This window comes from Delftia lacustris (genome assembly GCF_040267515.1).
GTDB lineage: Bacteria > Pseudomonadota > Gammaproteobacteria > Burkholderiales > Burkholderiaceae_C > Comamonas > Comamonas tsuruhatensis.
Map to the genome: position 1 here is coordinate 3060859 of NZ_CP141274.1, position 20427 is coordinate 3081285.

Here is a 20427-nt window from a genome sequence, read left to right on the forward strand (position 1 = left end):
CCATGCCCCGCTTCCGTTCGATCGCCTCCTTGCTGATTGTGCGCATCATGCTGCTGGCCGTGGCCTGCATGCTGGTGTTCGGCGGTGCCCACGCCTGGTGGGAGTACCGCAAGGGGCAGCAGGAGTTTCGCCGTTCCATGGAGACGGTGGTGACCAACAGCATGATCTCGCTGTCGGCCGCGCTGTGGGATATAGAGCCTGCCCTGGTGCACGAGCAGGTGCAGTGGCTGGGCCGGTTGCCCCTGGTCGGCCATGTGCAGCTGCGCGTCACCTCCACGGGCGAGATGTACGAGGCCGGCGAGCCCAGGGATGGCCAGGCTCCCGCCGTGTCCATGGCCATTGCGGCGCCCAGGCACAGCCAGTCCAGCCTGCCGCTGGGTGAGTTGCAGGTCTGGGAAAACCGGGGCCACTACCTGGAGGTGCTGCGCGACTCCACGCTGCGTGTGCTGCTGGGCTATGCGCTGTTCACGGCCCTGGTCTGCCTGATGGTGGCCTGGGTGATGCGCCGCGAACTTCGCCAGCCGCTGCAGCAGATTGCAGGCTTTGCGGCCAGCCTCAAGCCCAACGAGCTGTCGCGGCCACTGGTGCTGGAGCGGACCCGGCGCGGCCAGCACGACGAGATCGATCTGGTGGTGCAGGGCTTTGCCCAGCTGCAGCATGACCTGCGCGGCCACATCGAGCATCTGGACCTGCTGGTGGCCCAGCGCACCGGGCAACTGCAGGAGCTGGTGGAAGAGGTCAAGCGCATGTCGCTGACCGACGCGCTGACCGGCTGCCTCAACCGGCGCGCCATGGACGAGCGCCTGGCGACCGAGGTCGTCCAGAGCCGGGACCGGGGCGCGGCGCTGAGCGTGATGTTCGTGGACGTGGACCACTTCAAGCGGGTGAACGACAGGCACGGCCATGCCGCTGGCGACGCCGCGCTGCGCGAGGTGGCGCTGCGCTGCCAGCGTGCGCTGGAGCTGGATTCGTCGGCGCACTGGATGGCGCGCTACGGCGGGGAGGAGTTCCTGATCGTGATCCCAGGTGTCGCTGCGGCCCGGGCCGGGGCACTGGCCGGTCAACTGCGCGAGACCGTGCGCACCACGCCCGTGCATGTCCACGGGCTGGATCTGATGCTGACGGCCAGCTTTGGCGTGGCCCAATTGCGTGGCGGCGAGGGCGTGCAGCAACTGCTGCAGCGTGCCGATGCCATGCTCTACGAGGCTAAGCACGCCGGGCGCGACTGCGTGCGCGTGGCCGACCCGGCCTGACCGGCCTGGCCTCAGGTCGGGCTCAGAACAGTTCGATGTCGTTGCTGTTCACCTGGGGTGCCAGCAATCCCTGGGTGATCAGGTCGCCGTAGTACCAGGTCTGGTTGCGGCCATGTTCCTTGGCGTGGTAAAGCGCCTGGTCGGCATGCCCCAGAACCTCCACGGGCGCGCCCGTGCCCATGGCGGCAAATCCCGCGCTCACGGTGATGCGGCCGACCTGGGGAAACTCGTAGCTCTCCACATCGTGGCGCAGGCGCTCCAGCGCCTTGCGCGCATTGGCCAGGCTGACCGAGCGCAGCAGCACCACGAACTCCTCTCCGCCGAAGCGGAATACGCGGTCCTTGGCATCGAAGCAGCTGCGCAGGATGTTGGCCACCAGGATCAGCACCTCGTCGCCATACAGATGGCCGAAGCGGTCGTTGATGCGCTTGAAATGGTCGATGTCGATGGCGGCCAGCCACTGGCCCGGAACATCTTGCGTGGCCACGCCAGGCATGGCTGCCGGCGGCTCCTGCAGAGACAGGCGCAGGAACTGCTCGTCGAAGGTCTTGCGGTTGAGCAGGCCGGTCAGCGCGTCGCGCTCGCTGTAGTCCAGCAGGCTCTGGTAGTTGTGATAGACGCCGAAGATGCCTTGGATCACATCCAGCCGGCTGGGCGAGAAGGCCGTGGACTGGGCAATCTCCAGGCAGTGGTAGGCCGTCTCCTGGCGCCACAGCGGCAGCCACAGCACATGGCGGCCATCGGGCTGCACGGCCGAGGCGACCAGGGCGCGCTGCTGCAGGGCCTGCTGCAGCGAGGGCATGGAGGACAGCTCCACGCTCTGCGGGTCGTACAGGGCCTCGGCATCGGTGGACATGACCTCATCGCCCTGGCTCCAGGTGCGCGCACGCACGCAGTGCCTGCCGTCAGGCATGGCGAACAGCTCCAGCGCCCGCACCTGCACCACGCCGTTGAGCTTGAACAAGGTGGACAGCACCGAGATTTCCAATCGCAGATGGTCCCGGTGGGCCGTCATCTCGACCAGATTCTGTAGCAATGGCTGCATGCGAGGCCTTGTCTTGGAGGAGGGCGCGACCGGCTCAGCGGCGCTCAAACACCAGATCCCATACGCCGTGGCCCAGGCGGATGCCGCGGTTCTCGAACTTGGTCAGCGGCCGGTAGTCGGGCTTGGCGGCATAGCCTTGTGCCGTGTTGGCCAGCAGGGGCTCGGCGCCCAGCACTTCCAGCATCTGCACTGCGTAGGGTTCCCAGTCGGTGGCGCAGTGGATGTAGCCACCGGGGCGCAGCCGGCGCGCCAGCTTGGCCACCAGAGGCTCCTGGATCAGGCGGCGCTTGTTGTGCTTCTTCTTGTGCCAGGGATCGGGAAAGAAGATGTGCACGCCGTCGAGGCTGGCCTCGGGCAGCATGTTGTCTATGACTTCGACGGCGTCGTGCTGCAGGATGCGGATGTTGGTGATGTCCTGCTCGCCAATGCGCTTGAGCAGGGCGCCCACGCCAGGCTCGTGCACCTCGCAGCATAGGAAGTTGTCGTCGGGGCGCACGCGCGCAATGTGTGCCGTGGCCTCGCCCATGCCGAAGCCGATCTCCAGGATCAGCCGGCCCTGGCGGCCATAGGTGGCTGCGGCGTCCAGCGGCGCGGCTTGGTAGTTGAGCACGAAGCGCGGGCCCAGTTCCTCGAAGGCCTTGGCCTGGCCGGTCGTGGTGCGGCCGGCGCGGCGCACATAGCTCTTGATGGTCTTGGGATGGGCCACGCCCTCGGGCGGCTGGCCGGTACGCGCGGCCGCAGGCGTGGAGGGTGAAGGGCAATCATGCGGCGTGCCGGAGGCAGCGGGCATGGTGTTCGGGATGTCGCCGTCCATGGACTGCTCGGCGTGGGAGGAAGGAATTGGGTTCACGGGCTCAATTGTATGTATGGCGCCAGCTCCGTACCCAGAACTGCAGCGCTTCGCCCAATGCGGTCTGTGGAGAAGGCTGGGGCAGGCCCAGGTGGGTGGCGGCGGTGCGAAGCGTGGCCAGGGGGACGCTCAGGTCCAGGGCGGGGGCGCCGTGCTGCTTGGAAAGTTTCTCGCCGTCAGGCATGAGCACCAGCGGCGTATGCAGGTACTGCGGGGCGGGCAGGCCCAGGGCGCGCTGCAGCAGCATCTGGCGGGGCGTATTGTCGGCGAGGTCGGCGCCGCGCACCACATGGGTGACGCCCTGCAGGCCGTCATCGACGACCACGGCCAGCTGATAGGCCCACAGGCCATCGGCCCGGCGCAGCACGAAGTCGCCGACGCTGTGGATCACGTCCTGTTGCTGGGCGCCCATGCGGCGGTCCTGCCAGCGCAGCACGGGGTGGTGGTCGGCAAAGTGGTCCAGCGCAAAGCGCCATGCGCGGGGGCTCTTGCCATGCAGGCCGTCGCGGCAGGTGCCGGGGTAGGGGCGCTCCACATGGCGTTCATGGATCCAGCCCAGGCGGTCCCAGGCGGCCTCGATGTCCTTGCGCGTGCAGCCGCAGGGATAGGCCAGGCCGCTGGCCTTGAGCTGCTCCACAGCGGCCTCGTAGAGGGCGCCGCGGCGGGATTGCCAGACCGGCTCCTCGTCGGGCAGCAGGCCGCAGGCGGCGAGCTGGCCCAGGATGGCCATGTCGGCACCGGGCTGGCAGCGCGGGGGGTCTATGTCCTCGATGCGCACCAGCCAGCGCCCGCCGTGGGCCCGGGCATCCAGCCAGCTGGCCAGCGCTGCCACCAGGGAGCCTGCGTGCAGCAGGCCCGTGGGCGAGGGCGCAAAGCGGCCCACATAGGGGGAGGCCGCGGTGGCAATGCCGGGATCGGGGGACTGAGGGACGGCGCAAATCATCGGGGCCGGATGTTAAAGCCTCGCGCCGCCCCTTGCCATGATCTGGGAGCCGGACACTGCCCCGGCTCAGTCCGCAACCATGGCCAGCGCCATCTCCAGCCCCGAGACGAAGGCATCCTCGACACGGCGGCCAATGCACCAGTCGCCGCACAGGCCCAGGCCGGCGTCCTTGTTGCGCAAATGGCTGCTGCCCAGCGGCGACAGGGTCTGGGCATGGGGCCAGAGATAGACGCTGGCATGGCGGGGGGGGATGCGGATGCGCGTGATCTCGCCAAAGGCCTTCTGCATCTTGGCCAGCACGCGGGGCGCGTCGTCGGAGCGGTGCTCCTGGGACCATTGGGGGCTGGCCAGCACGGTCCATCGCTCGCTCTGGGAGCGTCCCGGCTTGGACGATTCGCGCGCCACCCAGACTGCACGCTCATGGGTGGTACGGGCTGCATTCCACTGTGGGCCCAGGGTGGACAGGCCGGCCTCGGTGGCCATGGGATAGGATAGCGTCAGCGCCCAGCAGGGTGCCATCTCCACGGCCGCCATGCCCTGCACCAGCGACAGGGCCAGGGGCGTGGTCTGCAGCAGCTGGCGCGCCTGGGGCGCGGGCAGGGCGAGTATCACTTCATCGAATCCCGTGCGGATCTGCGTGGTCGGCTCGGTCGTCTCCACATGCAGGCTCCAGCCGCGCGAGCCGGGCTGGCGTTCGAGCTTGGTCACGCGCTGGCCCAGATGCAGGCGGTCGGCGTCCCACAGCGGCGCGGCCCAGGCCATGGGCAGGGCCTGCATGTCGGGCGTGGCCACCCAATGGGCCTCGGTGGGTGCGGGTGCAGCGCTGGACTGGCGACCCTGCGCATCCAGCACGCGCAGCGTGCTCACGCTCCAGGGGCGGCACAGGCCGGGCACGGTCTGCAGGGCCAGCTCGAAGCGCTTGTCGCGCACGGTGAAATACTGCGCGCCGATGTCGAAGGCGCCATGCGCGGCGTTGACGGAGCGCATGCGCCCGCCCACCTGGGGCAGCCGTTCGTAGACATGGACATCGTGGCCGGCCTGCATCAGCGTGCGGGCGCAGGCCAGGCCCGCCATGCCGGCACCGATCACGGCGATGCGGCGCGCGCCGGCCTTGGGGCGCGCCTTGGAGGCTTCGGGGGGCTTGGTGGCCTTTTTCTTGACCGTGGACTTGGAGGCGGCGCGGGAAGCGTTCATGGAGCAGACCTTTGCGGGCAGTGGCAGATTCCGGGAAGCATGTCCTTGCCGGCCTGCTTCGCCGCAGCGGCGGAGCAGGCCGGGACCTGTAACCACTCTACACCCGCACAGACCGCCCGGCGGCGTGCGCCAGCTCAATGTCGGTGATGATTTTCCATGAGAGCGCGGCGCGTGGCGGGGCTTTCCAGCTGCTGCAGCCACCACTGCAGCGCGCGCGGCGGGTCCTGCTGCGGCGGGCAGGACCATGCGTAGTGCATGCGCACATTGCGCGAGGGCCGGGCGACCTGGCGCGTTACCAGCAGGCCGGCCTGCACATAGACGTCGGCCATGAAATGGGGCAGGAAGCCGCAGCCTATGCCGCGCACCTGGGCCTCGATCTTGGCCTGCATGGAGTCCACGGTGAAGATGTCCTGGCCGCTGAGCAGGCCCATGCTGGCGCTGTCGCGCAGGCCTGAATCGGCCACGGCGATGATGCGGTGCTGCAGCAGCGTCGCGTCGGTGATGGGCTCGGGCGCCGTGGCCAGCGGATGGTGGGGCGCCACGGCAAAGACGAAGTCCAGCTCGCCCAGCTCGCAGGCCTGCAGGCCTGCCACGTTGCTGGAGTTGACGGCCACGCCGATGGCCAGGTCGGCGCGGCCCGAGGTCAGCGTCTCCAGCGTGCCGGTGAGGATGCCGTCGCGCAGCTTCAGCCGCGTGGGCGGCTGCATGGCGTAGAAGGCCTCGACCAGTTCCAGCATGGGCGTGCGCGCCACGGCGCCGTCCACCACGATGGTCAGATGCGGCTCCCAGCCCGTGGCCACACGGCGCACGCGGTGGGCCACGGTGTCGATCTCATGCAGCAGCCGGGTGCCTTCGCGCAGCAGCTCCCGGCCGGCCTCGGTGGGCTGGGCGTGGCGCGAGCGGCGGTCGAACAGCAGCACGTCCAGCGCATCCTCGATCTGGCGCACGCGGTAGGTCAGGGCACTTGGCACCAGGCCCAGCTGGCGTGCGGCGGCGGCAAAGCTGCCGGCCTCGGCAATGGCCTGGAGCATGGCCAGGCTGTCGGGAGTGAGCACGTCGCGGGGGCTGGGCATGGGGCGTTATGGATTCAAAAGCTTTGAATGATGCCATCAATCCCGCTGTGCCTGGCCTGCTACAGCGGCTTCTACAGTGGAGCCACCGACGCAAGAGTTTTGAAGATCTGACCAGTTGAAAGGGACATACACATGATCGCCCTGCGCAAATCCCGCGAACGCGGCCATGCCGACCACGGCTGGCTGCGCTCGCACCACAGCTTCTCGTTTGCGGGCTATCACGATCCGCGCCACATGGGCTTTGGCAACCTGCGCGTGATCAATGAAGACCATATCGCCCCGGGCACGGGCTTTGGCGCCCATGGCCACAAGAACATGGAGATCATCAGCTACGTGCTCGAAGGCCGGCTCTCGCACAAGGACAGCATGGGCAATGAGCAGACCATCTCGCCGGGAGAGGTGCAGCGCATGAGCGCCGGCTCGGGCGTGGTGCACAGCGAGCACAACCACGCACCAGGCCAGACCACGCATTTCCTGCAGATCTGGCTGCTGCCCAGCGAGACGGGCATTGCGCCCGGCTATGCGCAGAAAGCCTTTGCCGACGAGGAAAAGCGCGGCCGCCTGCGCCTGGTGGCCTCGCCCGATGGCGCGGATGGCTCGGTCACCGTCCATGCCGATGCCCGGCTCTATGCCGGCCTGTTCGACGGCGATGAGCACGCCGAAATGGAGCTGCCCCCCGGCCGCAAAACCTATGTGCATCTGGTGCGCGGCGCGCTGAGCGTCAATGGGCAACGGCTGACAACGGGCGATGCGGCCCTTGTAGAGAATGAACCGCGACTGCGCCTGCACGACGGGGAACAGTCCGAGGTCCTGGTGTTCGATCTGCAAGCCTGAGCATTCACGAGGAGTAACCATCATGCTGAACCGTCTGAGCAACCCGCTGGCGCTGGCCGGCCGCATCCTGATCGCGCTGATGTTCGTGCCTGCGGGCTTTCAGAAAATCGGAGGCTTCGCCGGCACGGTGGGCTATGCGGCCTCGGTGGGCATGCCCATGCCGCAGATCGGCGTGGCCGTGGCCCTGGTGGTGGAGATCGTCGGCGGGCTGGCCCTGCTGCTGGGCTGGTGCACGCGCTGGGCGGCCCTGGCGCTGGCCTTCTTCACGCTGGTGGCCAGCTTCTTCTTCCATGCCTACTGGAGCGTGCCGGCTGACGCGGCCATGATGCAGCAGCTGCTGTTCTGGAAGAACATCGCCGTCACGGGCGGCCTGCTGGGCTTTGCCGCCCATGGCGCCGGTGGCTGGAGTGTGGATGCACGGCGCCATTGAGTTGGCCGCGCACTGCCGCCGGCTCCTTTATTTTTGTTAGGCTACCGGCCTGAGTGGGCCCCGCAGCAGCGCTGTGGGGCCTTTTGGCGTGGATGATCGATGAATGTGGCGCCTGCCGGCCTGGAGCCGTGGCCGGCGCCCGAGGATTTCTTGTATGGCAGATATCGTGGTGGTCTACCACTCGGGTTACGGGCACACCCAGCGCATGGCCCAGGCCGTGGCCGATGGCGCGGGTGCGCGCATGCTGGCCATAGACAGCGACGGCCAGCTGCCTGCCGGCGGCTGGGAGCTGCTGGCGGCGGCAGATGCCATCATCTTCGGCTCGCCCACCTACATGGGCGGGCCCAGCTGGCAGTTCAAGCGCTTTGCCGATGCCTCGTCCAAGCCGTGGTTCGTGCAGGCCTGGAAGGACAAGCTGTTCGCCGGCTTCACCAACAGTGCCAGCGTCAACGGCAACAAGCAGACCACGCTGGACTATCTGTTCCAGCTGGCCATGCAGCACGGCGGGCTGTGGGTGGGCAGCGGCATGCTGCCGTCCAACGCGCGCGCCGCGCAGCGCAACGACCTCAACTGGATAGGCGCCTTCAGCGGCGCCATGGCGCAATCGGCCTCGGATGCCTCGGCCGCCGAGATGCTGCCGGGCGACCTGGAGACCGCGCGCCTGTTCGGCGAGCGCGTGGCGCAGCAGGCGCTGCGGTTGAAGGCCTAAGCCTTGTCTGGCGGGCTTGTCGGCTGTATCGGCTCCAGCGGCTCTGCCGGAGCCAAGGGCGTGATGGCCAGGTCCGCACCCACGGCGCGGCGCTCGTCGAAGACGAAGCAGCCGCCGTCATAGAAGGCGCCGTCGGTCTCCTCGAAGTACTTGAGGATGCCGCCCTCGAGCTGATAGACATGGTCCAGGCCTTCGTCCTGCATGAGGATGGCGGCCTTCTCGCAGCGTATGCCGCCCGTGCAGTAGCTGACCACGGTCTTGCCGGCCAGTTCGGCCTTGTGGGCGCGCAGCGCGGGCGGGAATTCGGTGAACTTGGTGATGCGCCAGTCGATGGTGCCCTTGAAGGCGCCGGCATCGACCTCGAAATCGTTGCGCGTATCCAGCGTCACCACCTCGCGGCCCTCGTCATCGTGGCCCTGCTGCAGCCAGCGGCGCAGCGTGGCGGGGCTGACAGAAGGCGCGCGGCCCTCTGCCGGGCGGATGGTGGGGTGGTCCATGCGGATGATCTCGCGCTTGACCTTGACCAGCATCTTGCGGAAAGGCACGGTGTCGGACCAGCTTTCCTTGGGGGCCAGGTCGGCAAAGCGCTCATCGCTGCGCAACTGATCGACGAAGCTGTGCACCGCCTGGGCGGGGCCTGCCAGGAAGAAGTTGATGCCTTCCTCGGCCAGCAGGATGGTGCCCTTGAGCGCAAGGGCCTGGGCGCGTTCGGCCAGGGTGTCGCGCAGCGCCGCTGCGTCGGGCAGCGGCGTGAACTTGTAGCAGGAAATATTGAGGATATCGGGCACAGGCAGGCAGGCGGGGGCGGCAAGGGCCGCAGGTTGGATCGGGTCGCCGGCGAGGGGCGGCCCGATCAGCCGCCCGACACCAGCAGGGCCTTGATTTTATTGGCCAGCTGGGCCACGGCCAGCGAAGCCGGTGCACCGGGCATGGATTGCAGCAGCAACTGGCGTCGCATCACGGCCTCGCGCACGGCCGGGTCGGAGGGAATGTCGCCCAGGTGCGTGAGCCGCAATGGCTCGCCGGAGGCCGTGCTGACAAAGCGGTTGAGCACCTGCTGGAGCTGACCCGTGATGGCGCGGCCATCGCCGGGACGCGCGGCCTGGTTGATGGCCAGGCGGATCTGCTGGCGCTTTTGCTGAATGGCAAGCACCTTGATGGCTGCATAGGCGTCGGTCAGCGAGGTGGGCTCGGGCGTGGCGATGACCAGCACTTCGGTGGCCATGGACACCGAGAACAGCACCACGTCGGAGATGCCCGCGCCCGTGTCCAGCAGCACGATGTCGTAGCGAGGAGCCAGCGTCTCGATGGTGTGCGTGAACTGCTGGCGGATCTCGGGCGTGAGCCGCGAGTACTCGATCATCCCCGAGCCGGCCAGCAGCACCGAGTAGCCGCCGGGGGCGGGCAGGATGGCTTCCTCCAGCGTGGAACGGCCGGTGAACACATCGTGCAGCGTGACCTTGGGGTAGAGGTTGAGCACCACGTCCAGGTTGGCCAGGCCCAGGTCGGCATCGAGCACCAGGACCTTGAGGCCATGGCGTGTCAGCGCTGCGGCCAGGTTGGCCGAAACGAAGGTCTTGCCCACGCCGCCCTTGCCGCTGGTCACGGCGATGATGTGTCCGCGCGGCTTGGCGCGCACGGCATCGCTCATCGAAACGGCAGCGGGCAGGGAGGGGTGGGGAATGGCGTTGTCGCTTACCACCGGGCTATCAGCGGAGTCCATCTTCGGGGTCCACATCGGTTGCAATATCTGGATTCAGCCCATTGTCAAACGGGGAGGGGGCATACAAAGGTCCGAAAAGCAGGCTTTTTTCCTCCGCGCTTACCGTACTGTCTGGTTGTTCTTCAATGTGCACGCGGTTGCGGCCGGCAGACTTGGCCAGGTACAACTGTTTGTCGGCACGCTCGGTCCACAAGGTCGTGGTGCTGCGTATCCACTGCAGCGCATAGGCGCCGCCGATGCTGATGGTGATCTGCAGTGTCAACGTGGGTGAGATGACCACCGGCATGCGCTCGATGGCGCTGCGTATGCGCTCGGCCACGGACAGGCCGAACGTCGCAGGGCAGGCCGGCAGCACGATGGCGAACTCCTCGCCTCCGTAGCGGGCCAGCGTGTCCATGGGGCGCACGCAACTGGTCAGGGTTCGGGCCACCGACTGCAGAACCCGGTCGCCGACGATATGGCCGTGCTGGTCGTTGATCTGCTTGAAATGGTCGATGTCCAGCATCAGCATCAGCGCCGCTTCGCCCGAGCGCGCCACGCGGTCGATCTCGCGCTCGGCAATGGTGCGGAAATGGCGGCGGTTGGCCAGCCCCGTGAGCGGGTCGCGCAGCGACAGCGAACACAGTTCGTCGATCAGCGCCTGCAGGTATCGCGTCGGCGAATCCGTGGGCAAATGGACCGCCCCGCCAGCGTGGGTAACCAGCGCGTGGGCTGTGGCCAGGCGCAGGTCGCGCAGGTATACGGATTGGTGGGAGGCGGGGGCAGTCACAGAGGGCTGAATCAAAAGCCGGTGAAGTGTATCAGTGTGTAGGCTCAATTGTCGCCGCGCCGGCGTCGACTTTTGCACCATCGCTGGTAACAGATGTTGATCCCGGCCGAGATATGAAGGGCGGCAGGGCCAGCGCGGCGAGGAATTCCGCATCGGTGCGGTACAGCCGCAGGTGCGGCCCGCGGTGCAGGGCGCCGGCGCGCAGCAGCACCTGCTCGGCCGGCAACTTCAGGCCCACCACGTGCAGCACGCCGCTGCGCTTGGCCACCAGCAGCTGCAGGCGCACGAAGGTCTCCACGCCCGTCACGTCGATGCGGTTGATGGGCTGGGCCAGCAGGCACAGGTGGTGCGTCTCGGGGCGCAGCGCCCATTCGTCGCCGATGCGTCGCTCCAGGGCCGAGGCCGAGCCGAAGTCCAGCTCGGCATCCATGCGCAGGGCCAGCAGGCCTGGCGCCAGCGGAGGCAACTGCCAGAGGTTGCGGTCGCGCAGGCTGCCATCAGGATGCTGGCCCACCTCGATGATGCGCGGGTGCAGGCGCTGGTAGAGGAAGTAGCCCAGGCTCAGCACGATGCCCGCGAACACGCCCCAGTACATGCGCGGCGCCGTGACGATGGTCAGCAGCAGCGTGGCCAGGGCAATGCTGCCCTCCACGCGCGACACCTTGAACAGCTGCAGCAGCACACGCGGCTTGACGAGGTTGACCACGGCCGTGATCACGATGGCCGCCAGCGCCGCCTTGGGCACGTGGTACAGCGCCGGGATGAACCACATCACCACGATGACCACCAGCAGGATGGAGAACACGTTGGACCATCCCGTCTTGGCGCCGGCCAGCAGGTTCACGGCCGAGCGCGAGAACGAGGCGCTGGTGGCAAAGCTGCCGAACAGGCCCGCACTGATCTTGGACAAGCCCTGGGCGACCAGGTCCTGGTTCTCGTTCCAGCGCGTGCCGGCCTGCTGGTGCTCCACCTGGGCGCTGGAGGCCGTCTCCAGAAAGCTCACCAGCGAGATCACCAGCACCGGCATCACCAGGGCGCCGAACTCGTCCCAGCTCAGCAGCCCCGGCAGCTGGAAGCTGGGCAGGCCCGCGGGCAGATGGCCGACCACGGCGCCGCCGTCGTCGGCAAAGTCCGTGGCCCAACTGATCACGCCGGTCAGCGCGATGATGAAGATGGCCGAGGGAAAGGCCGCACGCCAGCGCTTGGCGAGCACGAGCAAGGCAATGCTGGCCATGCCGTAGACGATGGACTGCCAGTCGAAAAGCTGCAGCGACGGCGTGTTCCAGACGGCACCCCAGGTCGAGCGCAGGCCCAGCAGCGTGGGCAGCTGCGAGGCCAGGATCAGCAGCGCCGCAGCCTGCGTGAAGCCCGTGAGCACGGGCGAGGTCACCAGGTTGAGCAGCCAGCCGGCGCGCATCAACCCCAGCGACCACTGCACCAGGCCCGACAGAATCGCCATCCATGCGGCCAGCGCCACCCAGTGCGCGGAGCCGGGCTCGGCCAGGCCCGTGAGCGAGGCGCCGATCAGCAGCGCGCTCAGGGCCGTGGGTCCCACGCCCAGACGGGGCGAGCCGCTGAACAGCACGGCCACCAGGGCCGGAACGATGGATGCGTAAATGCCCGTGATCAGCGGCATGCCCGCAAGGGCGGCATAGGCCACGCCCTGGGGCAGAAGCATCAGACCAACGGTGAGACCTGCCCAGAACTCCCCGCGCAGCACGGCTGCCGAAGGTTTGGGCCATGCCAGGAAGGGAAACCAGCGCGCCAGGGAATGCATGGCCTCTATTGTCATGCTAACTGGATGGTGCCGGGATGTTCGGGCTTGTCCTACAGGCGCTTGCGTCGGCGTCGTATGGGTTTGTCCCAGGGCCCTCAATAAAGTCGAGGCCTGTGTTGACCGCCTCACAACTATTCAAGGAGTAACCGCATGACTTTCATCACCCAACGCTGCTGCCAGATCCTCGCCGTGTCTGCCCTGGCCTTCGGCCTTGCCGCCTGCGGCAAGACCGAAGACACTGCGGGCCAGAAGCTCGACTCTGCGGTTCAGCAGTCCCAGCAGGCCGCGCAAAGCGCCGGCCAGAAGATCGACAACGCCATGAGCAGCGCCGGCACCAAGATCGAGGAAGGTGCTGCCAAGGCCGAAGCGGCCACCAACAACGCCATGAGCCAGGCAGGCGCCGCACTCGACGACGCCGGCATTACGGCCCAGATCAAGGCCGACCTGATCAAGGAGCCCGATATCTCCGCCCTCAAGATCGACGTGGACACCAAGGCAGGCGCCGTGACGCTGACCGGCTCGGTCCCCAGCGAAGCACTCAAGATGCGCGCAGGCGACATTGCCAAATCCGTCAAGGGCGTGAACAACGTCAGCAACATGCTGGAGATCAAGGCCAGCTGATCGCAGCCACCGGCTCCGTTGCCCTTGTGAAAACCAGGCGGATTCCCCGCCTGGTTTTTTTATGCCTGAACGCTGCAGCCCAGCGCATAAGATGCGCTGCATGAGCACACCCGACCTGCAGATCAGCACCCATCTCATCCACCATCCCTACCAGCCGCCCGAGGGCTTTGTTGCGCCGCAGCCGCCCGTGCACAAGGCCTCGACGGTGATCTTCGAGAACGTGGCGGCCATGCGCCGCCGCCAGTGGTTGGACAAGAGCAGCTATACCTACGGCCTGCACGGCACGCCCACCACCTTCTTGCTGGAAGAGCGCCTGAGCGCGCTGGAAGGCGGCCTGCAGTGCCTGCTGGTACCCAGCGGCCTGGCTGCGATTGCGACCACCTCCCTGGCCCTGCTGCGCACCGGCGACGAGATGCTGCTGCCCGACAACGCCTACGGTCCCAACAAGACCCTGAGCGAGGGCGAGCTGGCCCATTTCGGCGTGCGCCACCAGTGCTATGACGCCATGGATGTTGCCGACCTCGAAGCCAAAATCACGCCCAAGACGCGGCTGGTCTGGCTGGAGGCGCCGGGCTCGGTGACCATGGAGTTCCCCGACCTCATCGCCATGGTGCGCCTGTGCCGCGAGCGGGGCATCACCACCGTGCTGGACAACACCTGGGGCGCGGGCCTGGCCTTCAATCCCTTCGATCTGCTGGCCGATGGAACGCACAGCCTGGGCGTGGATGCCACCGTGCATGCGCTGACCAAGTACCCCAGCGGCGGTGGCGACGTGCTCATGGGCAGCATCATCACGCGCGACCAGGCGCTGCACATGCGCATCAAGCTGGCGCACATGCGCCTGGGCCTGGGCGTGGGCGGCAACGACACCGAGGCCGTGCTGCGCTCCCTGCCCAGCATCGCGCTGCGCTACCACGCCCAGGACCGCGCCGCGCGCGAGCTGGCGCGCTGGCTGCAGCAGCAGCCGGCCGTGGTCCAGGTGCTGCACCCGGCGCTGGAAGGCGCTCCGGGCCACGAGAACTGGAAGGCGCTGTGTGGCGCAGCCGCAGGCGGCGAGGGCGTGGCCGCCGGCCTGTTCAGCGTGGTCATCGATCCGCGCCACGGCCAGCAGGCCGTGGACCGCTTCTGCGACAGCCTGCGCCTGTTCAAGATCGGCTACAGCTGGGGCGGTCCCATCAGCCTGGTCGTGCCCTATGAGCTGTCGTCCATGCGCAGCTGCCCCACGCCCCAGCTGCGCAGCGGCACCGTGGTGCGCTTTGCCATCGGCCTGGAAGCGGTGCAGGACCTGCGTGCCGACCTGGAGCAGGCCCTGGCCGCCGCGTTTGCATAGTTGAGCGCCAGGCGCAGGTGACATCTGCCTGTCACCTGCGCCGCCGATGCTCGCTGGCTTCATACCACCCCACGGAGGCCTTCGGGCCCCGGTCCAGCATGAAGCACAAAGAGAGCATCACCAACATCCTGCAGCAGGCGAAAGCCGGCTCCCGCGAATCCGGCCTCGTGGCCAGCCGCCGCCATTTCGTGCGCGGCATGGGCGCCTCGGCCCTGGCGCTGCCACTGGCCGGCTGCGGCGGGTCGGATGGCGACAGCCGCATTCCCGTCGAGTTCCGCCACGGCGTGGCCAGCGGCGACCCGTTGAGTGACCGCGTCATCCTCTGGACCCGCGTGACGCCGCCGCAGGGCCATTCCAGCGACATCGAGGTGGAGTGGGAAGTGGCATCGGACGCCGACTTCAAGACCCTCGTGACTTCGGGCAAGGCCATGGCGCGCGCCACCCAGGATTTCACCTTCAAGGCCGATGCCACGGGCCTCAGGCCCGCCACGCGCTACCACTACCGCTTTCGCTGCCAGGGCATGACCAGCGCCACGGGCCGCACGCGAACCCTGCCCGTGGGCGCCGTGCAGCAGGTCAAGCTGGCCGTGTTTTCCTGCGCCAACTACCCGGCCGGCTACTTCAATGTCTACGCGCATGCGGCACGCCAGGGCGACCTGGACGCCACCGTGCATCTGGGCGACTACATCTACGAATATGCGCGCGGCGGCTATGCCAACGGCAAGGCCGAAGCCATGCAGCGCCAGAGCCTGCCGGCCAACGAAATCGTCAGCCTGGCCGACTACCGCCAGCGCCATGCCCAGTACAAGAGCGATGCCGACCTGCAGGCCCTGCATGCGGCAGCGCCCATGATTGCGGTCTGGGACGACCACGAAGTCTCCAATGACACCTGGATGCACGGCGCCGAGAACCACCAGCCGGCCACCGAAGGCGACTTCGAGCTGCGCAAGGTGGCCGCGCTCAAGGCCTATCACGAGTGGATGCCCACGCGCAACGCACAGCCCGAGATCATCTACCGCAGCTTCGCCTTCGGCGACCTGCTGGCGCTGCACATGCTGGACACGCGCGTCATCGGCCGCGACGAACAGCTGGACTACGCCGACTATTTCACGGCCCAGGGGCTGGACGCGGCGCGCTTTTCCTCCGACATGTCCAATCCCGCACGCCAGCTCATGGGCGCCACGCAGACCCAGTGGCTTGGCCAGCAGATGGCGGCCTCGCAGGCCACCTGGCAGGTGCTGGGCCAGCAGGTGCTGATGGGGCGCATGGAGCTGCCGGCGCCCTTGCTGATGGACATCCTCAGCCCCGGCAGCGGTGTCTCGCTGCCGGCCTACGCGGCGCTGCTTGCCAAGGCCCAGGCCAACCCGGCCAGCCTGACGGCGGCGGAAAAGGCCATCCTGGCCCAGCCCAGCATTCCCTACAACCTCGATGCCTGGGACGGCTACGCCGTGGCTCGCGAAACCGTGCTGGCCACGGCGCGCAGCCTGGGCAAGAACCTGGTCGTGCTGGCCGGTGATACCCACAACGCCTGGGCCAGCGAGCTGCGCGACCGCAGCGGGCAGGGCGTGGGCGTGGAGTTCGCCACCTCGTCCGTCAGCTCGCCCGGCTTCGAGGACTACCTGCCCGGCCAGGATCCGGCCCAGTTGCGTGGCGCGCTGCTGCAGTTCATCAACACGCTCAAGTACTGCGATACCTCCCGCCGCGGCTACATGATCGTCACGGCAACCCCCCAGGCCTGCCAGGCCGAATGGATCTATGTGGATACGGTGTTCAGCCGCCAGTACCAGACCGTGCGGGACGCGGCCTGGAAGGTGCTGCCCGGCCAGCCGGGCAAGCTGGTGCAGGCCTGAGGGCGGACCGGGGTGCGGGCCTGCGCGGTCTGGGCGGGGGCCCTCGGTAGTTTCCGCCATGGCAGCGCGGCCATGGCTGCGCTAACTTGGGGCTCGCTGATCCAGGAGGTCCAGGTATGCAGGCATCCCCCGCTCCCGAGAAAGCTTCCGACCACCCGGCTGGCGCGCTGCAGGTGCAACCGCTGCGCATGGCCGATCCCTGGCGCTGGCTGGCGCTGGGCTGGCGCGATCTGCGGCGGGCGCCGGGCGTTGCGCTGTTCTATGGCCTGTGCTTCTGGGCCATGGCCCTGCTCATCGGCTGGGTGTTCCGTGCCAGCCCTGAATACAGCATGGCCATGGCCAGCGGCTGTCTGCTCATCGGCCCCTTCCTGGCCATGGGCCTGTACGACACCAGTCGCAGGCTGGAGCGGGGATTGCCGCCGGAGCTTGGCAGCTCGCTGACCTGCTGGGACACGCAGATGGGCAGCATGGGCATGCTGGTCATGGTTTTGCTGGTGCTGGAAATGCTCTGGGCGCGCGCCTCCATGGTGGTGTTTGCCGTGTTCTTCGATACCGGCATGCCCACCACGGCCGGCATGCTGCAGGCCGTGACACGGCCGGAGAATTGGGAGTTCCTGGCGATCTACGTGCTGGTCGGCGGCGCCTTCGCGGCCCTGGTGTTCGCCAGCATGGTGGTGGCGCTGCCGGCCATGCTGGACCGGGGCAGCGATGCGCTGACGGCCTGCATCACCAGCATGCGCGTGGTCGGCCTCAACCTGGCCGTCATGCTGCAATGGGCCGCGATCATCACCGTGCTGGTGGCTGCTGCGCTGTGGTGGCACGGCGTGGGCCTGCTGCTGGTGGGGCCTTTGCTGGGCTGCGCCAGTTGGCATGCTTACCGCTGCAGCGTGGGTGAATCTGCCGACCCTGCGTCCCCCCTATCCTGAGGTTTTACGGCCGGGCCCCGTCTTGCGGCTACAGTGGGGCTTGCAACAACAGAGGAGTCCACCTGTGGCGACACCCAACTACGCCTATGAAAAACGCCAGCGCGAACTGGCCAAGAAGCAGAAGAAGCTTGAAAAGGAGAAGGCCAAGGCCGAAAGAAAACCCGACGACCATGAGGGCGGCGGTATGGCGGGTGAAGACCAGGCATCCCCCGCAGCGGCGCATTCCGGCGAGGAAGGCCGCAGCAGCTGACAGCCTGGCTGCCCTGTGCTCAGGGCAGCAGTTTGCTGAGCTGTGGCCAGACATTGTCCAGCATGCGCGGCTGGGCCTTGGCCGTGGGGTGGATGCGGTCAGCCTGGAACCACTGGGCCGAGTCGGCCGCATCGCCTATACCGGCCAGCAGGAAGGGCACGAGCGGTACCTTCTGCTCCTGCGCCACCTTGGAGAACAACTGCTCGAACTGGCGCGTATAGCCGCTGCCGTAGTTGGGAGGCACCTGCATGCCCACCAGCAGCACCTTGGCCCCGGCATCACGGGCCGCGCGTACCATGGCGTCCAGATTGCCCTGCGTGCTTTGCAGCGGCAGGCCGCGCAGCGCATCGTTGCCTCCCAATTCGATCACCACCACCGACGGCTTGTGCTGCTTGAGCAGGGCCGGCAGGCGCGAGCGGCCGCCCGAGGTGGTCTCGCCGCTCACGCTGGCGTTGACCAGCGGCACATTTTTCTGGCTCTCCTGCAGGCGCTTTTGCAGCAGCGCCACCCAGCCCGTTCCGCGGGCCAGACCGTACTCGGCACTCAGCGAATCGCCCAGTACCAGCAACGGGCCGGCGTCTGCAGCCCGGGCGGGCATGGCCGTCCAAGTACCCAGCAGACCGAAGGCCAAGCCGGCCGAGATAAAGTGGCGGCGTCGGCGCATTGCGCGCAGCTTGTCTTGCATCGTCTTCCCATCCTCCATGTCACAAAGCACTGCCCAGCCCCTGATCGAAGTCGAGCATGTCTTCAAGTCGGTCAGCGATTCGACCGGAACACTGGATATTCTGAGGGATATCGATCTGCGCTTCGCGGCAAGGGAAACCGTGGCCATCGTCGGTGCCTCGGGCTCGGGCAAGAGCACGCTGCTGTCCATACTCGCAGGCCTGGATACGCCCACGCGCGGCACGGTGCGGCTGCAGGGCCAGGACATGTTTGCGCTGGACGAGGATGCGCGCGCTGCCGTGCGTGCGCAGAAGCTGGGCTTTGTCTTCCAGAGCTTCCAGCTGCTGGGCAATCTGACGGCGCTGGAGAACGTGATGCTGCCGCTGGAGCTGGCCGGCAGCCGCGACGCCCGCCGCCGCGCCACCGAAATGCTGGAGCGCGTGGGGCTGGGCCAGCGCCTGGGCCACTATCCCAAGCTGCTGTCGGGCGGCGAGCAGCAGCGCGTGGCGCTGGCCCGCGCCTTCGTGGTCGAGCCCGCCGTGCTGCTGGCCGACGAGCCCACGGGCAGCCTGGACTTTGCGACCGGCGAAACCATCATGGAGCTGATGTTCGCGCTCAACCGTGAGCGCGGCACCACGTTGGTCATGGTCACGCATGACCGAGCCATCGCCGCGCGCTGCGAGCGGCGCGTGACCATCGAGGCCGGCCGCGTCGCCAGCATCGAAGAGGGGCAGGCGCTGGCGGCCTGATCGGCCGCCGGGTCAAGCGGCTGCAACCAGTGGCAGGACCTCAGGCGGCGACAGCTTCGCGCCGCCCGGCCGCCTCGCAGGCCGCGGCCGTGAAGATCACGTCCGTGGAGGAGTTGAGTGCGGTTTCGGCCGAGTCCTGGATCACGCCGATCACAAAGCCCACGCCCACCACCTGCATGGCCAGATCGTTGGAGATGCCGAACAGGCTGCAGGCCAGCGGAATCAGCAGCAGCGAGCCACCGGCCACGCCCGAGGCGCCGCAGGCGCACACCGCGGACACCACGCACAGCAAGATGGCGGTCAGCAGATCGACCTGGATGCCCAGGGTATGGGCCGCAGCCAGCGAGAGCACGCTGATGGTGACGGCGGCGCCGGCCATGTTGATGGTGGCGCCCAGCGGGATGGAGACGCTGTAGGTGTCCTCATCCAGGCCCAGGCGCTTGGCCAGCGCCAGGTTCACCGGGATGTTGGCGGCCGAGCTGCGCGTGAAGAAGGCCGTGACCGCGCTCTCGCGCAGGCAGGTCAGCACCAGGGGATAGGGATTGCGGCGCGTCTGCGTCCAGACGATGAACGGATTGACCACCAGGGCCACGAAGAGCATGCAGCCCAGCAGCACGGCCAGCAGGTGGGCATAGTCCAGCAGCTTTTCCAGGCCCGACTGGGCAAAGGTGCCCGCCACCAGGCCGAAGATGCCCAGCGGCGCCAGGCGGATCACGCCCTGGATCACGCGGGTGATGGCCTGGCCCAGGTCATGCATCACGGCGCGCGTGGTCTCAGAGGCGTGGCGCAGGGCGAGGCCCATGGCCACTGCCCAGGCAAGGATGCCGATGTAGTTGGCATTCATCAGCGCGCGTACCGGGTTGTCGAAGGCGCTTTGCACCAGGGCCATCAGCACTTCACCAATGCGCCCAGGCGCGCCCTGGGCGGGGGCGGCGTCCTTGAACTGGATGGTGGACGGGAAGGCCATGCTGGCCACCACGGCCACCACGGCCGCGGCAAAGGTGCCCAGCACATACAGCCACAGGATGGGCCGTATCTGCGTGGCGTGGCCGGGCCGGTGGTTGCTGGTGGCCGAGACCACCAGCAGCAGCACCAGGACAGGGGCAACGGCCTTGAGGGCGGAGATGAACAGCGTCCCCAGCAGGGATACGGACTGGGCGGCCTCGGGCCAGAGCCAGGCCAACAGGCCGCCGGCGACCAGACTGATGGCGATCTGGCCCACCAGGCTGGTGCGGGCAAGCCAGGCAAGAAAGGCTTTGAGCATGATGGTTGAGAAAGAAATGGAAAAACAGGGCGATGAAAAATGCAAAGCGGCATGCCCGTGGCTTCGGTGCATGCCGCAATGAGAGGGGCCCGCTGGAAAGCGGCCAACCCGCGCAGTGTAGCGGCTACGTAAAAACCACAGGAGCCGTTGCGTGCAGACGGGCTTCGTCCGGCG

Annotated in this window: 21 protein-coding genes; 10 read left to right on the top strand and 11 right to left on the bottom strand. The window is 67.7% G+C overall.

Features of this window, described 5'->3' with window-relative positions:
* Positions 1-2: 2 nt before the first annotated feature.
* On the top strand, positions 3-1253 hold the full coding sequence (locus U6958_RS15405) for a GGDEF domain-containing protein (RefSeq protein ID WP_074921317.1): 1251 nt from the start codon (positions 3-5) through the stop codon (positions 1251-1253).
* Between the two features lie 22 nt (positions 1254-1275).
* On the opposite strand, the gene U6958_RS15410 is transcribed toward U6958_RS15405, so the two are convergent.
* From U6958_RS15410 to U6958_RS15430, 5 genes are all read right to left on the bottom strand, one after another.
* The gene (locus tag U6958_RS15410; RefSeq protein ID WP_016447176.1) at positions 1276-2298 is read right to left on the bottom strand and encodes a GGDEF domain-containing protein; all 1023 of its coding nucleotides are present in this window, start codon (positions 2296-2298) and stop codon (positions 1276-1278) included.
* Between the two features lie 34 nt (positions 2299-2332).
* Positions 2333-3088: a tRNA (guanosine(46)-N7)-methyltransferase TrmB gene (gene trmB, locus U6958_RS15415; RefSeq protein ID WP_197065211.1), complete on the bottom strand. Its 756-nt coding sequence runs from the start codon at positions 3086-3088 to the stop codon at positions 2333-2335.
* Between the two features lie 64 nt (positions 3089-3152).
* The gene (gluQRS, locus tag U6958_RS15420) at positions 3153-4091 is read right to left on the bottom strand and encodes a tRNA glutamyl-Q(34) synthetase GluQRS (RefSeq protein ID WP_074921316.1); all 939 of its coding nucleotides are present in this window, start codon (positions 4089-4091) and stop codon (positions 3153-3155) included.
* A gap of 66 nt (positions 4092-4157) precedes the next feature.
* Positions 4158-5285, bottom strand: coding sequence for an NAD(P)/FAD-dependent oxidoreductase (locus U6958_RS15425; RefSeq protein WP_016447173.1), 1128 nt, complete (start codon positions 5283-5285; stop codon positions 4158-4160).
* 134 nt (positions 5286-5419) lie between these two features.
* Positions 5420-6358 (bottom strand): LysR family transcriptional regulator, encoded by a 939-nt coding sequence (locus U6958_RS15430; RefSeq protein WP_016447172.1) that lies wholly within the window; start codon positions 6356-6358, stop codon positions 5420-5422.
* Positions 6359-6490: 132 nt separating this feature from the next.
* Between U6958_RS15430 and U6958_RS15435 the strand changes: the two genes are divergently transcribed.
* From U6958_RS15435 to U6958_RS15445, 3 genes are all read left to right on the top strand, one after another.
* Positions 6491-7192 carry a pirin family protein gene (locus tag U6958_RS15435; protein ID WP_074921315.1) on the top strand — a complete coding sequence of 234 codons (702 nt, stop codon included), beginning with the start codon at positions 6491-6493 and terminating at the stop codon, positions 7190-7192.
* Positions 7193-7214: 22 nt separating this feature from the next.
* Positions 7215-7622, top strand: coding sequence for a DoxX family protein (locus U6958_RS15440; protein WP_016447170.1), 408 nt, complete (start codon positions 7215-7217; stop codon positions 7620-7622).
* 154 nt (positions 7623-7776) lie between these two features.
* Positions 7777-8331 carry a flavodoxin family protein gene (locus U6958_RS15445; protein WP_074921314.1) on the top strand — a complete coding sequence of 185 codons (555 nt, stop codon included), beginning with the start codon at positions 7777-7779 and terminating at the stop codon, positions 8329-8331.
* Here the strand turns inward: U6958_RS15445 and U6958_RS15450 are convergent.
* The 4 genes from U6958_RS15450 to U6958_RS15465 form a co-directional block, all read right to left on the bottom strand.
* Complete coding sequence (locus U6958_RS15450) at positions 8328-9119, bottom strand: sulfurtransferase (RefSeq protein WP_074921313.1); 792 nt, start codon at positions 9117-9119, stop codon at positions 8328-8330. The two genes, U6958_RS15445 and U6958_RS15450, sit on opposite strands and share 4 nt — an antisense overlap.
* Before the next feature lie 65 nt (positions 9120-9184).
* Complete coding sequence (locus U6958_RS15455; RefSeq protein WP_016447162.1) at positions 9185-10054, bottom strand: MinD/ParA family protein; 870 nt, start codon at positions 10052-10054, stop codon at positions 9185-9187.
* Entirely contained in the window at positions 10041-10823 is a 783-nt protein-coding gene (locus tag U6958_RS15460) for a GGDEF domain-containing protein (RefSeq protein ID WP_017403908.1), read from the bottom strand. Before U6958_RS15460 ends, U6958_RS15455 begins: the two co-directional genes overlap by 14 nt.
* A gap of 31 nt (positions 10824-10854) precedes the next feature.
* Positions 10855-12600, bottom strand: a complete 1746-nt coding sequence (locus U6958_RS15465) for a SulP family inorganic anion transporter (RefSeq protein WP_016447160.1) — start codon at positions 12598-12600, stop codon at positions 10855-10857.
* A 150-nt stretch (positions 12601-12750) separates the two neighbouring features.
* Between U6958_RS15465 and U6958_RS15470 the strand changes: the two genes are divergently transcribed.
* The 5 genes from U6958_RS15470 (at position 12751) to U6958_RS15490 (ending at position 17577) form a co-directional block, all read left to right on the top strand.
* Positions 12751-13221, top strand: coding sequence for a BON domain-containing protein (locus tag U6958_RS15470; protein WP_016447159.1), 471 nt, complete (start codon positions 12751-12753; stop codon positions 13219-13221).
* Between the two features lie 100 nt (positions 13222-13321).
* Entirely contained in the window at positions 13322-14551 is a 1230-nt protein-coding gene (locus U6958_RS15475) for a PLP-dependent transferase (RefSeq protein WP_074921359.1), read from the top strand.
* Between the two features lie 98 nt (positions 14552-14649).
* Positions 14650-16401: an alkaline phosphatase gene (locus tag U6958_RS15480; protein ID WP_074921312.1), complete on the top strand. Its 1752-nt coding sequence runs from the start codon at positions 14650-14652 to the stop codon at positions 16399-16401.
* 116 nt (positions 16402-16517) lie between these two features.
* Positions 16518-17327: a DUF2189 domain-containing protein gene (locus tag U6958_RS15485; protein WP_047327361.1), complete on the top strand. Its 810-nt coding sequence runs from the start codon at positions 16518-16520 to the stop codon at positions 17325-17327.
* A 64-nt stretch (positions 17328-17391) separates the two neighbouring features.
* Complete coding sequence (locus U6958_RS15490) at positions 17392-17577, top strand: hypothetical protein (protein WP_016447155.1); 186 nt, start codon at positions 17392-17394, stop codon at positions 17575-17577.
* A 19-nt stretch (positions 17578-17596) separates the two neighbouring features.
* On the opposite strand, the gene U6958_RS15495 is transcribed toward U6958_RS15490, so the two are convergent.
* Complete coding sequence (locus U6958_RS15495; RefSeq protein WP_016447154.1) at positions 17597-18262, bottom strand: arylesterase; 666 nt, start codon at positions 18260-18262, stop codon at positions 17597-17599.
* Between the two features lie 16 nt (positions 18263-18278).
* Here U6958_RS15495 and U6958_RS15500 point away from each other — a divergent pair, with 16 nt between their 5' ends.
* Entirely contained in the window at positions 18279-18989 is a 711-nt protein-coding gene (locus U6958_RS15500; RefSeq protein ID WP_017403911.1) for an ABC transporter ATP-binding protein, read from the top strand.
* Between the two features lie 40 nt (positions 18990-19029).
* Here U6958_RS15500 and sstT read toward each other — a convergent pair whose 3' ends face one another.
* A complete protein-coding gene (gene sstT, locus U6958_RS15505; protein WP_016447152.1) occupies positions 19030-20253 on the bottom strand; it encodes a serine/threonine transporter SstT in 1224 nt (407 codons plus the stop codon).
* Positions 20254-20427: the final 174 nt, after the last annotated feature.

Bases quoted from the DNA above. Each gene is read 5' to 3' on its own strand.
- U6958_RS15405 (WP_074921317.1), top strand. From the start codon at position 3: ATGCCCCGCTTCCGTTCGATCGCCTCCTTGCTGATTGTGCGCATCATG.
- U6958_RS15410 (WP_016447176.1), bottom strand. From the start codon at position 2,298: ATGCAGCCATTGCTACAGAATCTGGTCGAGATGACGGCCCACCGGGAC.
- trmB (WP_197065211.1), bottom strand. From the start codon at position 3,088: ATGCCCGCTGCCTCCGGCACGCCGCATGATTGCCCTTCACCCTCCACG.
- gluQRS (WP_074921316.1), bottom strand. From the start codon at position 4,091: ATGATTTGCGCCGTCCCTCAGTCCCCCGATCCCGGCATTGCCACCGCG.
- U6958_RS15425 (WP_016447173.1), bottom strand. From the start codon at position 5,285: ATGAACGCTTCCCGCGCCGCCTCCAAGTCCACGGTCAAGAAAAAGGCC.
- U6958_RS15430 (WP_016447172.1), bottom strand. From the start codon at position 6,358: ATGCCCAGCCCCCGCGACGTGCTCACTCCCGACAGCCTGGCCATGCTC.
- U6958_RS15435 (WP_074921315.1), top strand. From the start codon at position 6,491: ATGATCGCCCTGCGCAAATCCCGCGAACGCGGCCATGCCGACCACGGC.
- U6958_RS15440 (WP_016447170.1), top strand. From the start codon at position 7,215: ATGCTGAACCGTCTGAGCAACCCGCTGGCGCTGGCCGGCCGCATCCTG.
- U6958_RS15445 (WP_074921314.1), top strand. From the start codon at position 7,777: ATGGCAGATATCGTGGTGGTCTACCACTCGGGTTACGGGCACACCCAG.
- U6958_RS15455 (WP_016447162.1), bottom strand. From the start codon at position 10,054: ATGGACTCCGCTGATAGCCCGGTGGTAAGCGACAACGCCATTCCCCAC.
- U6958_RS15465 (WP_016447160.1), bottom strand. From the start codon at position 12,600: ATGCATTCCCTGGCGCGCTGGTTTCCCTTCCTGGCATGGCCCAAACCT.
- U6958_RS15470 (WP_016447159.1), top strand. From the start codon at position 12,751: ATGACTTTCATCACCCAACGCTGCTGCCAGATCCTCGCCGTGTCTGCC.
- U6958_RS15475 (WP_074921359.1), top strand. From the start codon at position 13,322: ATGAGCACACCCGACCTGCAGATCAGCACCCATCTCATCCACCATCCC.
- U6958_RS15480 (WP_074921312.1), top strand. From the start codon at position 14,650: ATGAAGCACAAAGAGAGCATCACCAACATCCTGCAGCAGGCGAAAGCC.
- U6958_RS15485 (WP_047327361.1), top strand. From the start codon at position 16,518: ATGCAGGCATCCCCCGCTCCCGAGAAAGCTTCCGACCACCCGGCTGGC.
- U6958_RS15495 (WP_016447154.1), bottom strand. From the start codon at position 18,262: ATGCAAGACAAGCTGCGCGCAATGCGCCGACGCCGCCACTTTATCTCG.
- U6958_RS15500 (WP_017403911.1), top strand. From the start codon at position 18,279: ATGTCACAAAGCACTGCCCAGCCCCTGATCGAAGTCGAGCATGTCTTC.
- sstT (WP_016447152.1), bottom strand. From the start codon at position 20,253: ATGCTCAAAGCCTTTCTTGCCTGGCTTGCCCGCACCAGCCTGGTGGGC.